Raw genomic sequence first — 14,294 nt, 5'->3', positions numbered from 1 at the left:
TTATTTACCGATTGTCGTGATAAATCGGTAACAGCAATGTGCAGTCATGCAGGTTCCCGCGACGTTCGAATACGAGAGGGCCGACAGCGTCACGCACGCCCTCGAACTCCTGGAACGGTACGGCCCCGAGGCCAGGGTCGTGGCGGGCGGGCACAGTCTCATCCCGATGATGAAGCTCCGCCTGGCCCAGCCGGAAGCGCTGATCGACATCAACGGCCTGGCCGCCGAGCTGGGGCGGATCATCGTCGAGGGCGGTGAGCTGGCGATCGGGGCGCTGGTGCGCCACGCCGAGTTGCTGGAGAGCACGACCGCCACCGATCTTTTCCCGATATTTCGTGATGCGGAGCGAGTTATCGCCGACCCGATTGTGCGAAATCGGGGGACCGTTGGCGGCTCCTTGTGCCAAGGAGATCCGTCCGAGGATTTGTCGGCGGTGTTCGCGGCATTGCACGCGACCGCCGTCATTCAGGGCCAGGGCGGCACTCGTACGGTGCCGGTCAGACAATTCCACGAGGGTCCTTACGAGACCGCCGTCGGGCCGGGCGAGCTGCTGATCCAGCTCCGCGTGCCCGTCGCACCCGGGACGGGCAGCGCGTACGAGAAGGTCGAGCGACGCGTCGGCGACTGGCCGGTCGCGGCGGCGGGCGCGGTGCTCAGGGTCGAGGACGGCGTGATCGCTCAGGCCGGCATCGGGCTGACGGCGGTCGGCGCCGCGCACTTCTGCGCCCCCGAGGCCGAGCAGCACCTCGTCGGCCGGCCCCCGGGCGCGGAGGCGTTCGCGGAGGCGGGCCGCATCGCCGCCGAGCACTGCGCGCCCAGCGCCGACCAGCGCGGGCCCGCCGACTACAAGCGTCACCTGGCCGCCGAGCTGACCCGGCGCGCGCTGGCCACGGCAGCGGGGAGGATCTGACATGCGGATCACGGTCACGGTGAACGGGCAGCCGTACACCAGGGACGTCGAGCCGAGGCTGCTGCTCGTGCACTTCCTGCGCGACGAGCTGGACCTGACCGGCACCCACTGGGGCTGCGACACCTCCAACTGCGGCGTCTGCACCGTCCAGCTCGACGGCGTGCCGGTCAAGTCGTGCACGGTGCTGGCCGTCATGGCCGACGGGCACGAGGTGACCACGGTCGAGGGCCTGGAGCGGGACGGCGAACTGGACGCGGTGCAGAAGGGGTTCGTGGAGTGCCACGGGCTGCAGTGCGGGTTCTGCACGCCGGGCATGCTGCTGACCGCGCGCTGGCTGCTGGACAAGAACCCGGACCCGGACGAGGGGCAGATCCGCGAGGCGATCTCGGGTCAGCTGTGCCGGTGCACGGGCTACGAGAACATCGTGCGGTCGATCCGATGGGCGGCGGAGGCGGGCAGATGAGCTACGGACCCATGCACCGCAAGGAGGACGCGCGCTTCATCAGGGGGCGCGGCAACTACACCGACGACGTGCGGCTGCCCGGCATGTTGTACGGCGCCATCCTGCGCAGCCCTCATGCCCACGCCCGCATCGTCTCCGTCGACACGAGCGCGGCTGAGGCGCATCCGAAGGTCAGGGCGGTCATCACCGGCCAGACCCTGGCGGGGCTGAACCTGGCCTGGATGCCCACGCTGTCGCAGGACACGCAGGCCGTGCTGGCCACGGACAAGGTGCGCTTCCAGGGGCAGGAGGTCGCGTTCGTGGTGGCGGAGGACGCCTACTCGGCGCGCGACGCCCTGGAGCTGATCGACGTCGAGTACGAGCCCCTCGACGCGGTCATCGACGCCAGGCACGCCCTCGACCCCGGCGCCCCGGTGATCAGGGACGATCTCGAAGGGCGTACCGACAACCACATCTTCGACTGGGAGGCCGGGGACAAGGCGCGGACCGACGCGATCTTCGAGCGGGCGGAGGTGACGGTCGCGCAGGACATGATCTACCCGCGCGTGCATCCGGCGCCGCTGGAGACGTGCGGCGCGCTCGCCGACTTCGACAAGGTCACCGGCAAGCTCACGGTCTGGTGCCCGACGCAGGCGCCGCACGCGCACCGCACGCTGTACGCGATGGTGGCCGGGCTGCCCGAGCACAAGATCCGGGTGATCTCGCCGGACATCGGCGGCGGCTTCGGCGGAAAGGTCGGGATTTATCCGGGATATGTCTGTGCGATCGTCGGCTCGATCGTCACCGGCAAGCCGGTCAAGTGGATGGAGGACCGCTCCGAGAACCTCATGAGCACCGCCTTCGCCCGCGACTACCACATGCGCGGCGAGGTCGCCGCGACCCGCGACGGCCGCATCCAGGCGATCAGGGTGAAGGTGCTGGCCGACCACGGCGCGTTCAACGGCACCGCGCAGCCGACCAAGTTCCCGGCCGGCTTCTTCCACGTCTTCTCCGGCTCGTACGACGTCGAGGCCGCCCACTGCGAGGTCACCGGCGTCTACACCAACAAGGCCCCCGGCGGCGTCGCCTACGCCTGCTCCTTCCGCGTCACCGAGGCCGTCTACCTGGTCGAGCGCATGGTGGACGTGCTGGCCGCCGAGCTCGGCGCGGACCCGGCCGAGCTACGCATGCGCAACCTGCTCAAACCCGACCAGTTCCCCTACACCTCGCCCACCGGCTGGGAGTACGACTCCGGCGACTACCCCAAGGCGCTGCGCCTGGCCATGGACATGGCGGGCTACGACAAGCTCCGTGCCGAGCAGGCCGACAAGCGGGCCAGGGGCGAGCTGATGGGCATCGGCGTCAGCTTCTTCACCGAGGCCGTCGGGGCGGGCCCGCGCAAGCACATGGACATCCTCGGCCTCGGCATGGCCGACGGCGCCGAGCTGCGCGTGCACCCGACGGGCAAGGCGGTGCTGCGGGTGTCGTGCCAGTCGCAGGGCCAGGGGCACGAGACCACGTTCGCGCAGATCGTGGGGCAGGAGCTGGGCATCCCGGCCGACGACGTGGAGGTCGTGCACGGCGACACCGACCAGACGCCGTTCGGCCTCGGCACCTACGGCTCGCGCTCCACCCCCGTCTCCGGCGCCGCCGCGGCCCTGGTGTCGCGGAAGGTGCGCGACCGCGCCAAGATCGTGGCGGCGGCCATGCTGGAGGCGTCGCCCGACGACCTGGAGTGGGCCGACGGGAAGTGGTCGGTGGTGGGCGACCCGTCCGCCGGCCGGTCGATGGCCGAGATCGCGCTGGCCGCGCACTCCAGCCTGGAACTGCCCGAGGGCGTCGAGGGCCACCTGGACGCGGTCACCGTCTACAACCCGCCCAACCTGACCTATCCGTTCGGGGCCTACATCTGCGTCGTGGACGTCGACCCCGGCACGGGGCAGGTGAAGGTGCGCAGGTTCGTCGCGGTGGACGACTGCGGGGTGCGGATCAACCCGATGATCGTCGAGGGGCAGATCCACGGCGGTCTTGCCGACGGCGTGGGCATGGCGCTCATGCAGGTGATGGCGTTCGACGAGGACGGCAACCACCTGGGCGCCTCGTTCATGGACTACCTGCTGCCGACCGCGATGGAGTGCCCGTCGTGGGAGCTGGGCGAGACCGTGACGCCCTCGCCGACGCATCCGATCGGGGCCAAGGGCGTCGGGGAGTCGGCCACGGTCGGGTCGCCGGCGGCCGTGGTCAACGCCGTGGTGGACGCGCTGGGGCCGTACGGGGTGCGGCACGCGGACATGCCGCTCACTCCGGCGAACGTGTGGCGGGTCGTCAACGGCGATCCCTTCCGTACGGACCTGGCGATCCCGTGAGCGGGCGGGCCCGCGCGCGCGGCGGCCCCGTGGAGGAGAAGCCGTGAGCGAGTTCCTGGGCATGCCGGCGCCCCGCCCCTCCGGCCGGGCGCCGGGCCCGGAGGCGGCCGGTTCCCCGGGCCCGCACGCCGCTCAGTCCCCGGGCACCGGGGCCGGCCGGGCCCGGGATCTGGAGGCCAGGGTGGCCTCGTTGCGGTCGGGGCGGGAGCCGTACGTGCTGGCCACGGTCGTGCGGGCGCAGCGGCCGACGAGCGCGAAGGCGGGAGATCGCGCGCTGGTGCTGTCCGACGGGACCATCGAGGGGTTCGTCGGCGGGATCTGCGCCACCGACACCGTCCGCGCCCAGGGCCTGCGGCTGCTGCGCACCGGCGACTCCACGCTGCTGCGCATCACGCCCGAGGCCGAGGCGCCGCACGAGGAGGAGGGCCTGGTCGCGGTGGGCCAGCCGTGCCTGTCCGGCGGCACGCTGGAGATCTTCCTGGAGGCCGTGCTGCCGCCCGTACTGGTGCGGGTGCACGGCGAAGGACCCATCGCGCGAGCTCTCGTCGCGGTCGGCGCGGCGCTCGGCTACACCGTCGAGTCCACCACCGGGTCCGCCGGCGGGTCCGTCGCTGGGCCGATCGCCGCCGACACCTCGGCCGTGCTGGTGGCCTCGCACGGCGTGGGCGAGGAGCCGGTGCTGCGCGAGGCGCTGGCGCGCGGCGTGCCGTACGTCGGGCTGATCGCCAGCCGCAGGCGCGGCGCGGCGGTGCTGGCGCGGGTGGAGGGAGGCGAGCGGGTGCACGTTCCCGCCGGTCTGGACATCGGGGCGAGAACGCCAGGGGAGGTGGCGGTCTCCGTGTACGCGGAGATCATCGCACTTCGCTGAGCGGTGGTATCAGCGCGTGACGGTCCGGGTACGTCATGCAAGGTAAAAACGCAGCCCCGGGAAGCTCCCTGCCGCTCCTCGGCGACCGAAAGGATGTCGATGCCGACGGAAACGGCCGGTCAAGCACTTCAGGTGACGGACCTACGCCCCGCCGCGGACCAAGTCCGGTCCCAGCCGGGCAGCCTGGAGCGGGGGATCGACCTCCTGCTCGCGCTCAGCGCGGCCTCGCGGCCGGTCACGCTGTCGCAGCTGTGCCGGAGCACCGGCCTGCCCAAGTCGACGGCGCACCGCATCCTGGGCGTGCTGTGCTCGCGGGAGCTGGCGCGGCGGGTGGGCAACGCGTACCTGCCGGGCGAGCTGCTGGAGTCGATGGCGGGCATCACGCGCGCCCGCGTCCCCGGCACCCGCACGGTGGTGCTCCCCTACCTGCTCTACCTGTACGAGACCACCAGGCAGACGGTCAACCTGGCCGTTCCCTGGGGCCTGGAGGCCCGCTACGTCGAGCGCCTCTACGGCCACGACCGGGTGCGCTCGCGCTCCGACTGCTCCGACCGGGCGCCGCTGCACTGCACGGCGACCGGCAAGGCGCTGCTGGCCTACGACCCGAGGCTGCGCAGGGAGGTGCTGGCGCGCGGCTCGTTCGAACGGATGACCCGCCGCACGATCACCACCCTGGCCGGGCTCGAACGCGAGCTGGCCCAGGTCCGCAGGCACGGCGTCGCCTACAGCCAGGAGGAGTTCACCGAAGGCGTGGCCTGCGTGGCCGCGCCGGTGTTCGGCCCCTGTGGGCGCATCCGCATGGCGGTCGGCGTGGCGGCGCCTGCCCACGCGGCGCCGCTGGCCAAGCTGGGCATGTCCGTACGCGGCGCGGCCCAGGCCATCTCCGCCGCCTTCCTCGGCGCGTGACCCCGTTCCGACGCGCCATCGCCTCCGCCTTCCTCGGCGTGAGGCGCCGTTCCGGCCACCGGAACGGCGGCAGATCTTGAGGCCGGAAGTGTTCCACTGACCGAAACCCTCGATTGCGGACGCGGGCCCGGGACGATCACATCGGCATATGAACGTCCCCCTCGCCCCGGCCACCGAGAAGGCGCTTGAGGCCCGCCGGGTCCTGGACCGCAGAGCCCAGGATGCGCGGGCGCGGGCCGGATCGCGGGAGGTCACCCGTGCCTAGGGGGCTGCCCAGGGCCACGGTGCTGGAGAACCTGCGCCTGGCCGCGACGCTCGTACCGCCCGGCTCGGCGCACCTGACCCACGGCCGCGACCCGCTGCACTGCCGGGCGCTGCTGGCCGCGCTGGAGTCCCGCTACAGCGGCCGGCCCGTGCTGGTGCGCGGCCTGCGCGGCCGGGTCCTGCTCATCATGTCCAAGCGGGACGTGCTGCGGGTGCTGGCCCGCGACGACCCCGCCTACACCCCCGTGCTGGAGCAGCACGCCTTCGAACTGCCCATCGACGTGCTGCGCCCGCGCTTCATCGAGATCGCCGCGCAGGAGGCGGCCGAGCTGAGCGGCGGCGTGGTGGACCACGCCCGCCTCGACGCCTGCTGGCGGCGCGTGGCCAGGCGCTGCGTGTACGGAGACGGCGCGGCCAGGGACGAGGAGCTGACCCGGCTGCTGGAGGACCTCACGCGGGCCGGCCGCTGGCGGGCCAGGCGGCGCCAGGAGATCCTCTCCGGCCGCTACGACACCCGCGTCATCGACCATCTGCGCCGAGCCGAGCCGGGCAGCCTGGCCGGGCTGATCGCCGAGACGCCGGAGAACGAGTCGCGCGGGCTCATGCAGGCCGCGTACTGGCTGATGGGTCTGGGCTCGACCGCGCCCGGCCTGACGCAGACCCTGGCGCTGCTCGCCGCCCACCCGGCCCACCGCAAGGCCGCCCGCGCCGACCACGACCACCTGCGCGCCTGCCTGCGCGAGGGGCTGCGCCTGTGGCCGCCCGTGCCGGTGCTGTCGCGGGTCACCACGACCGAGACCGACTGGTACGGCACCACCCTGCCGACGGGCACCACCGTGCTCGTCCCGGTCGCGGCCCACCAGCGCAGCCCGCGCCTGCCGTACGCGAACACGTTCGCGCCCGAGATCTGGATCGACGGCACCGCCGCGGACGAGTGGTGGGCCATGTCCGGCTGCGACGGGCTGCGCCTGATGCTCGCCGTCGGCACGGCCTTCCTCGGCGGGATCCTGCGCACCTCCCGCCCCAAGCCGATCGGGCGGCTGCTGTCGCCGCATCGCCCGCTCCCGCACGCGATCGACCTCACGCGGCTGCGCGTCTCGATGCGCCCGCTGCGACGCGACCCTGCTCAGGGCTAGTGGCCAACGGGCGGCTTCTTCCTCCGTTAGAGTCTGGGGTACAAACGGGATGCCGGGCGGCGGAACGGTTCGGGTTGTCACAGGGACGAACCGGCGGGAGGAACGGTTCGGTTTGCGACGGGATGACGACGGCGAGAGGACGGCGACGTTGGGGCGCTCGGGAGGCACTCCTCTGCAGCCGGAAGATCCGCCGGCGATCGGCCCCTATGAGCTGATCAGCCGCCTCGGCTCCGGCGGCATGGGCGTGGTCTACCTCGCCAAGGCGGCCGACGGCGCCCGGGTGGCGCTCAAGGCCATCCGGCGCGACTACACCGCCGACCCCGTCTACCGGGCGCGGTTCCACGAAGAGGTGTCCAACGCGCGCAAGGTGGCCTCGTTCTGCACCGCCCGCGTGCTCGACCACGGCGAGGACCGCGGCGTCCTCTACCTCGTCACCGAGTACATCGACGGCATCTCGCTCGAAGACCACCTCATCGAGCACGGCGCCCTGTCGCCGTCCGTGCTGCACGCCGCGGCCGTGGGCGTGGCCGCCGCGCTGACCGCGATCCACGCGGCCGGGCTCGTGCACCGCGACCTCAAGCCGGCCAACGTGATGCTGACGCTGGCCGGGCCCCGGGTGATCGACTTCGGGCTGGCCCGCTCGACCCACGTCAACTCCCGCCACACCAACGCCGGCATGGTCATGGGCACGCCCGGCTGGATCGCTCCCGAGCAGGTCTTCGAGGGGCGCACCAGCCCGGCGGGCGACGTGTTCGCGTGGGGGTCGCTGATCGCGTACGCGGGGCTGGGCGGGCATCCGTTCGGCGAGGGCGACGCGTACGTGATGGCGGCCAGGGCCCGCCAGGCGCCACCGGACCTGCGGGGGCTGCCCGCGCCGCTCGACCGGCTGGTCGCCGCGGCCATCCACCCCGACCCGGCGCGCCGACCGGCGGCCAAGCAGCTGCTGCTCGAACTGGTGGGTGCCGCCGACGAGCCGGCCGCCCAGCTCGCCGCGACCAAGCATCTGACCAGCGCGTGGAACCCGTCGGAGTTCGGCCCCCTGACCCCTCCCGACCGCACCGGCCAACTCCCCGGCCCGCCACCGGGCCACGCGCCGGGCCCCGCGCCAACCCACAGCGCCGTCCCAGGCCACGGCCCCACCCCCGGCCACGCGGCGCCAGGCCAGGCCGTCCCGGGCCACGCCGTCCCTGGTCCGGGCGCACCGGGCCATGCCGGGCCGGGCCACGGCCCCGCCTCCGGCCAGCCGCCGCTGGCTCCCGAGGCGCGCTTGCAGCAGCCCCCGCCGGCCGAGCGCACCGGGCCCACACCCGGGTCTTCGCGGGCACCCCTTCAGCCGCCGCCTGCCGAACGTACGGGACCGACGCCGGGCTCTTCGCATGGGCCGCACCAACCGTCGCCCGCCGAACGCACCGGACCGACCCCCGGATCGCCGACGGGGTCGCCGCGCATGCCCCACCAGCAACCACCCGCTGAACGCACCGGACCCACGCCCGGGTCGTCGCGGGCGCCGCACCAGCCCCCGCCGGCCGAGCGAACCGGACCGACGCCCGGGTCATCGCGGATGCCGCACCAGCCGCCGCTCATCGAGCGCACCGGGCCCATGCCGAGGGTGCCGGGCGGGCCACAGCAGCCTCCGCCCGCCGAACGTACCGGGCCCACGGCCGGGTCGTCGCGCGGGCCTGTGCCGATGCACCAGACCGGGCAGGTGCCGCTCCCCCACCAGACGGGGCAGGTGCCGCCGCCGCACCACTCGACCACCGGCTCGGGACGGTTGCCCGGCTATCCGCCCGCCAAGCGCAAACGGGGGCTGTTCGCCGGCTGTCTGACCGCCCTGGTGATCGCGGTCGTGCTGATGGTGGTGGTGCTGGCCGTGCTGGCGTGGGTGTTCCGTTCGCCGGCCGCCGGGGACGACGGGCCCGTGCAGGACGGCAAGCTGCGCTTCACCGTGACGGGCACCACCTGCCCCAAGCCGGCCAAGACGGCGGCCAAGCGCACGTGCCGGGTCGGCGTACAGGTCAGGAACGTCGGCCAGGAGGCCAGGGTGCTCTACCCCGGCCAGCAGAAGCTGATCGACGAGGACGACGCGCAGCACGGCGGCACCGAGCTGCTCGACAAGGACGGCAAGGAGATCACGCCGATCCGCATCGAGGCGGGCCAGTCGTTCGCCGGCACCCTGATCTTCGAGCTGCCGAAGGGCCTGGAGGTGACCAGCCTCGAAGTGCACGACTCGGGGCTGAGCGCCGGAGCCAGGGTCAACCTGGGCACGTAACCGCCCGGCCGAGGGCGACGGTGCCGGCACCACCGAACCCCAACGCCGCCGGACCCACTGACCGGCGGAGGCGGTGGTCAGGCTAGAAGCCCTGCTTCGGGGAGACCACGCCCTCCAGCGGCGCGCCCGTGCCGAAGCGGCGGACGTTGGAGATGACGCGTTCGGTCAGGCCGCGCCAGTAGGCGGGGCGCGGGTTCGCGCTGTGCGGCGTGATGAGCACGTTGTCCAGCTCCCACAGCGGATGCCCGTCCGGCAGCGGCTCGGGGTCGGTGACGTCCAGCGCCGCCCCGCCGATCAGACCGGCGCGCAGCGCCCGTACGAGGTCGTCGGTGACGACGAGGCTGCCTCTGGCCACGTTCACCAGCCACGCGTCCCCGCGCATGAGCTCGAACTCGCCCGCCCCGAACATGCCGGCGGTCTGCGGGGTGGCCGGAGCGGCGACGACGACGTAGTCGGCCTCGGGCAGCACCTCGCGGTACCGGGCGCGCGGCACGACCTTGGCCGCGCCGGGCACCTCGCCGCGGTCGCTGACCGCCACCACCGTGCAGCCGAACGGCTCCAGCAGCCGGATCAGCGACTGGCCGATGCCGCCGCTGCCGACGATCGCGACCGTCGCGCGGGCGAGCTCCGTGGATTCGTTCGGTCCCCAGCTCTTCATCCTGGCCGACCGGTAGAGCCCCTTGGCCGCCGCCAGCATCATGGCCAGCGCGTGCTCGGCGACCTGCGGGCCGTACGAGCCGGTGGCGGCGGTGAAGACGGGGTCGTCGGTGATGACCCCGGCGGTGGCCCAGCGCTCGACGCCCGCGTGCGGCAGCTGCACCCAGGAGATGCCCTCGTGGATCATCGAGCGCAGCTCGGCCGGGTCGTCGCTGCCGTAGTAGACGATCGCCTCGGCCTCCTCCAGGGGGACGACGCGCCCGCCGGCGCGGCGTACGGCGTCGATGAGCGCGGGCACGGGCTCGGGCCCGACGTGAACGGCGACGGTCATCGAGGGCGGCCTTCCGGTCGTAACTCATTGATCACGGGTGAGCATATATCGCACACCTCGACGGCCCCGGCGCGGGTGTTCAGCGGGCCTGGGCGAGGCGGGTGAGAAGGGCGGTCACGCGCTCGCCCGCCGCCTGGGCGCCGCCCGAGGTCAGCGCCGAGCCCATGCCACAGGCGACGGCGCCGGCCGCGATCCAGTCGGGCGCGTTGTCGATCGTCACGCCGCCGGTGGGGATCGCGGGCGTCTGCGACAGCGCGGCGCGTACGTCACGCAGCCAGGACGGCGACACGGCGGACGCCGGGAAGATCTTGACCGCGTCCGCCCCCTCCTCCAGAGCCCGGACGATCTCGCTCGGCGTGGCCACGCCGGGGAAGACGGGCACGCCGTAGCGGTGGCCCGCGCGGATCACCTCGGGGTGAAGGTTGGGCGAGACCAGGAACCGCGCTCCCGCCTCGACGGCGGCACGGGCGGCGGCGGCGTCGAGCACGGTGCCGGCCCCGATCAGCGCCTCGGGCCGCTGCTCGGTGAGCCGCGCGACGGCGGTGAGCGCGCGGGGCGTGGTGAGCGCCACCTCCACCGCGCGCAGCCCGGCGTCGAGCACCGCCTCGGCGGCGGCGACCGCCTCCTGCGGCCCCGCGCTCCTGACGATCCCGAACACCCGCTGCGCGGTGACGGCCTCGACGATCTCCCAGCGGTACATGACTCCCCTTCGATCGCGCCCCGGTGAAGGTGGCGGCTTGCGGTAACGGTCTCCCCGGTGCAGGTGGCGGCCAGCCGTAAACAGTCTCCCCGGGTAGCAGGTGGTGGCTAGCGGTGCACGGTCTCTCCTGCCTCGGTGAAAGCGGCCAGCGCGCGGTCCAGCCCCGCTCGGTCGGGCAGACCGTCGGTGTCGGTGGCGCACTGCACCACCAGCGCGGCCACGGCCGCCGCCTCGCGCAGGCACACCTCGTACGGCATCCCCCGCAGCAGCCCGGACAGGAACCCGGCGGCGAAGGCGTCCCCCGCGCCGACCGGATCGGTCACGGGCACCGGGAACGCCTCCTGCCGTAACGCCCCGCACGTGGCCGACTTGTCGCGGTGCTTGACCACGACCAGCCCGTCCAGGCTCGCCGGATCCACCTGCAGCAGCTCCAGCTCGTCCGCCCCGGCCAGCACCACGTCGGCGCGGCCGAGCAGCGGCGCGACCCGCTCGCGCCACAGCGCGGGCGTGCCCAGCTTGAGCCGGATGTTCGGGTCGAACGAGACCAGCGCGCCCGCCTCCCGGGCCAGGTCGAGCAGCCGGAGCGTGGCCTGGTGCGCCGAATCGGACAGCATGGGCGTGATCCCGGTGACGTGGACGAGCCGCGCCCCGTTCACCGTCTCCGGCGTCAGCTCCTCAGGCTCCAGCCGGGAGGCGGCCGAGCCGGCGCGGTAGTACTGCACGTCGATGGCCCTGGCCGGATGGCTGTCACGCAGCAGCAGCCCGGTCGGCGCGGACGCGTCGGTGACGGCGTGGCGGGTGTCGATGCCCTCGGCGCGCAGCATGGCCAGCACGGACGCGCCGGTCGGATCGGCGCCGACCCGGCCGAGCCAGCGCACCTCGTGGCCCAGCCGGGCCAGGCCGGCGGCCACGTTGGTCTCCGCTCCGGCGACCGAGCGGCGGAACGTGGTGGCGCGTTCCAGCGGGATGCCCGGCTCGGCCAGCATCAGCAGCATCGCCTCACCGCACACCACGACACTCACGCTTCGAGCTCCTCGATCGTCTCTGCTCCACCAGGGGCGGTGAACCGTACTATCAAATCACCTTTATTACGACTTATCGGTCACCAGCCCCGCAGGCGGTTCCCTTGACCACGAGCCGCCCCTGAGTGACGCTGAACCAGGAGAACAGTGCGGGGGCATCACTCGTGAGGCGTCCATTCATCACCTTGCTGGCCGCCAACGCCCTGTCCACCACCGGCAACATGCTCTCCATCCTCGCCGTCCCGTGGTTCGTCCTCGACACGACCGGCAGCGCCGCCCTGACCGGGCTGGCCGCGTTCGCGATGACCTTCCCCATCGTCATCTCCGCCGCCTTCGGCGGCACGCTGGTGGACTGGCTCGGGTTCCGGGTCACGAGCGTGCTGTCCGACCTGGTCAGCGGCCTGCTCGTGCTGGCGCTGCCGATCCTGTTCCTGACCGGCGGCCTGAGCTATCCGCTGCTCCTCGTGCTGCTGTTCCTGCGCTGGATGGCCTCCACCCCCGGGGAGACCGCGCGCAAGGCCATGCTGCCCGACCTCGCGGCCCTAGCCGGCGTGCCGATCGAGCGGGCGACCGCCGCCTACGACGGGGTGTACCGGGGGTCGGCGATGGTGGGGGCGCCGCTGGCCGGGGTGCTGATCCTCTGGCTCGGGCCGAGTCTGCCGCTGTTCCTGGACGGGGTCACGTTCCTGCTGTCCGCGCTGCTGGTGGCGGGCGGTGTGCCGCGGGTGGCCCGGCGCGAACGGGAGCGCGGCGGCTATCTGGACGGCCTGCGGGCGGGGCTGGCGTTCCTGTGGCGGGACCGGCTGCAGCTGAGCGCCACCGCGATGATCGTGGTGGTCAATCTGCTCGACACCGGCGTGACGCAGGTGCTGCTGGCGCTGTACGCGCGCGACGTGGTCGGCGATCCCCGTGCGTTCGGCCTGCTCACGGGGGCGGTGGGCGCCGGGGCGGTGGCGGGGACGGTCGTGTACGGGGCCGTCGGCAGCCGATTGTCGATGCGGCTGACGTTCGGGCTGTGCTTCCTGATCGCCGGGGTGCCGCGCGTGCTCGTGCTGGCCCTGGACGTTCCGTTCTCCGTCGCGATGGCGGCCACCGCCCTGTCGGGGTTCGCGGCGGGCGCGATCAACCCGATCCTGGCCATCCTGCAGTACGGCCGGATCCCGGTGCGGCTCAGGGCGCGGGTGATCGGGGCGATGACGGCCGCCGCGTACGCGGGCATGCCGGTGGGCGGCCTGCTGGCCGGGACGCTGTCCACACTGACCGGCCTCGGGACCACGCTGTTCGCCTTCACCGTGGTGTACGTGCTGATCTCGGTGCCACCATTCGTCCTGCGGACCTGGCGGGAACTGGACAGCGGCCACCCGGCCGACGCCTGAACGGGCTCAGCCGGCGGCTCTGGCGAGCAGGAGCGGCTCGGTGATCGGGGACTCGTGAGTGCCGGTGACCGTGCAGGCGTGGGCGCCCGCGATCGCTCCGAGGCGGACGCATCGCTCCAGGGGCTCGCCGCGCAGGCTGCCGTACAGGAACCCGGAGACGAACGCGTCGCCCGCGCCGTTGCTGTCGGCCACCGGGCCGGGCAGCGGCGCGGCCGGGAACGCGCGCACCTCGCCGACGCGCGTCCCGCCCTCGCGGGGATGCGTCTCGCCCTCGCCGGCCCGCGTCCCGCCCTCGCCTGCGCACGCCTTTCCCGCGCGGCTCTCGGCCTCGCGGGTCTCGGCCTCGCGGGTCTCGGCCTCGCGGGTCAGGACGAGGCAGCCGTCGGCTCCGCGCGTGCACACGACCGTGTGGGCGCGCCCGCGCGCGATGATGTCGCGCATGACGGCGATCGGGTCGGACAGGGCCGCGGCCGACAGGAAGACCAGGTCGCAGCCGTAGGCGAAGTCCTTCTGGTAGCCGGCGGCGCCGTCCCAGTCGTGCAGGTCGGTGGAGAGCGGCACGCCGTCGAACTCGGGGATGAGGTGGCGGCAGAAGTCCATGATCGACAGGTGGACGTGGCGGGGGCGCACGTCCGCGTACAGCTGCCTGGGCATGAGCTCGCCGGGCGTCGCCTTCGCGTCGTAGAAGGACGTGCGCCGGCCGTCGGGACCCACGAGCAGGACGCTGCGCCGGGTGCCCGCCACGGCGGTGCCCCAGCGGCAGTCGACGTCGCGCAGCGCGTGGCGGATCAGCGCGCCCTGCGGGTCGTCGCCGATGAGGTCGGCGAAGGCGACGCCGAGCCCGAGCGCGTGGCAGCCGAGCGCGACGCCCGCGCCGGTGTTGCCGATCCGGTCGGTGACCGGCGGCACCTGATAGGTGTCGCGGTACGGAAGCGGCAACTCGGGCACGTAGACCGTCGTGTCGACCCCGGCCCCGCCGAGAACGAGAACGTCGTGGCCGCTCACCGGTCGGCCGGCGAGCCCGAGGAACCGACGATGAGGGCGTCA

At 73.3% G+C, this 14,294-nt stretch carries 12 protein-coding genes; 8 read left to right on the top strand and 4 right to left on the bottom strand.

Features of this window, described 5'->3' with window-relative positions:
- Positions 1-46: 46 nt before the first annotated feature.
- The 7 genes from AB0C28_RS06295 (at position 47) to AB0C28_RS06265 (ending at position 9,161) form a co-directional block, all read left to right on the top strand.
- On the top strand, positions 47-910 hold the full coding sequence (locus AB0C28_RS06295) for a xanthine dehydrogenase family protein subunit M (RefSeq protein ID WP_358073253.1): 864 nt from the start codon (positions 47-49) through the stop codon (positions 908-910).
- A gap of 1 nt (position 911) precedes the next feature.
- On the top strand, positions 912-1,373 hold the full coding sequence (locus AB0C28_RS06290) for a (2Fe-2S)-binding protein (RefSeq protein WP_358073252.1): 462 nt from the start codon (positions 912-914) through the stop codon (positions 1,371-1,373).
- Complete coding sequence (locus tag AB0C28_RS06285) at positions 1,370-3,718, top strand: aerobic carbon-monoxide dehydrogenase large subunit (RefSeq protein WP_357841218.1); 2,349 nt, start codon at positions 1,370-1,372, stop codon at positions 3,716-3,718. The genes AB0C28_RS06290 and AB0C28_RS06285 overlap by 4 nt, the downstream gene beginning before the upstream one ends.
- A gap of 43 nt (positions 3,719-3,761) precedes the next feature.
- Positions 3,762-4,586, top strand: coding sequence for an XdhC family protein (locus tag AB0C28_RS06280; protein WP_358073251.1), 825 nt, complete (start codon positions 3,762-3,764; stop codon positions 4,584-4,586).
- Positions 4,587-4,718: 132 nt separating this feature from the next.
- Positions 4,719-5,492: an IclR family transcriptional regulator gene (locus AB0C28_RS06275; RefSeq protein ID WP_357841212.1), complete on the top strand. Its 774-nt coding sequence runs from the start codon at positions 4,719-4,721 to the stop codon at positions 5,490-5,492.
- Positions 5,493-5,749: 257 nt separating this feature from the next.
- Complete coding sequence (locus tag AB0C28_RS06270) at positions 5,750-6,892, top strand: cytochrome P450 (RefSeq protein WP_358073250.1); 1,143 nt, start codon at positions 5,750-5,752, stop codon at positions 6,890-6,892.
- 148 nt (positions 6,893-7,040) lie between these two features.
- Positions 7,041-9,161, top strand: a complete 2,121-nt coding sequence (locus AB0C28_RS06265; RefSeq protein ID WP_358073249.1) for a protein kinase — start codon at positions 7,041-7,043, stop codon at positions 9,159-9,161.
- Positions 9,162-9,243: 82 nt separating this feature from the next.
- Here AB0C28_RS06265 and AB0C28_RS06260 read toward each other — a convergent pair whose 3' ends face one another.
- From AB0C28_RS06260 to AB0C28_RS06250, 3 genes are all read right to left on the bottom strand, one after another.
- A complete protein-coding gene (locus tag AB0C28_RS06260) occupies positions 9,244-10,149 on the bottom strand; it encodes a D-isomer specific 2-hydroxyacid dehydrogenase family protein (RefSeq protein ID WP_357841203.1) in 906 nt (301 codons plus the stop codon).
- A gap of 79 nt (positions 10,150-10,228) precedes the next feature.
- Positions 10,229-10,849, bottom strand: a complete 621-nt coding sequence (locus AB0C28_RS06255) for a bifunctional 4-hydroxy-2-oxoglutarate aldolase/2-dehydro-3-deoxy-phosphogluconate aldolase (RefSeq protein ID WP_358073248.1) — start codon at positions 10,847-10,849, stop codon at positions 10,229-10,231.
- 107 nt (positions 10,850-10,956) lie between these two features.
- Positions 10,957-11,871 (bottom strand): sugar kinase, encoded by a 915-nt coding sequence (locus AB0C28_RS06250; RefSeq protein WP_358073247.1) that lies wholly within the window; start codon positions 11,869-11,871, stop codon positions 10,957-10,959.
- A gap of 164 nt (positions 11,872-12,035) precedes the next feature.
- Here AB0C28_RS06250 and AB0C28_RS06245 point away from each other — a divergent pair, with 164 nt between their 5' ends.
- Positions 12,036-13,247, top strand: coding sequence for an MFS transporter (locus tag AB0C28_RS06245; RefSeq protein WP_357841194.1), 1,212 nt, complete (start codon positions 12,036-12,038; stop codon positions 13,245-13,247).
- 6 nt (positions 13,248-13,253) lie between these two features.
- Here AB0C28_RS06245 and AB0C28_RS06240 read toward each other — a convergent pair whose 3' ends face one another.
- Positions 13,254-14,252: a PfkB family carbohydrate kinase gene (locus tag AB0C28_RS06240; protein WP_358073246.1), complete on the bottom strand. Its 999-nt coding sequence runs from the start codon at positions 14,250-14,252 to the stop codon at positions 13,254-13,256.
- Between the last annotated feature and the right edge of the window lie 42 nt (positions 14,253-14,294).

It is taken from the genome of Nonomuraea sp. NPDC048892 (genome assembly GCF_040649735.1).
Taxonomy (GTDB): Bacteria; Actinomycetota; Actinomycetes; order Streptosporangiales; family Streptosporangiaceae; genus Nonomuraea; species Nonomuraea maheshkhaliensis.
The sequence above is the reverse complement of the archived record's forward strand: the minus strand, read 5'-3'. Positions and strand labels throughout refer to the sequence as shown.

What these genes read in the sequence shown, in the direction of transcription:
- AB0C28_RS06255 (WP_358073248.1), bottom strand. Translation starts at nt 10,849, where the DNA reads ATGTACCGCTGGGAGATCGTCGAGGCCGTCACCGCGCAGCGGGTGTTC.
- AB0C28_RS06260 (WP_357841203.1), bottom strand. Translation starts at nt 10,149, where the DNA reads ATGACCGTCGCCGTTCACGTCGGGCCCGAGCCCGTGCCCGCGCTCATC.
- AB0C28_RS06290 (WP_358073252.1), top strand. Translation starts at nt 912, where the DNA reads ATGCGGATCACGGTCACGGTGAACGGGCAGCCGTACACCAGGGACGTC.
- AB0C28_RS06295 (WP_358073253.1), top strand. Translation starts at nt 47, where the DNA reads ATGCAGGTTCCCGCGACGTTCGAATACGAGAGGGCCGACAGCGTCACG.
- AB0C28_RS06285 (WP_357841218.1), top strand. Translation starts at nt 1,370, where the DNA reads ATGAGCTACGGACCCATGCACCGCAAGGAGGACGCGCGCTTCATCAGG.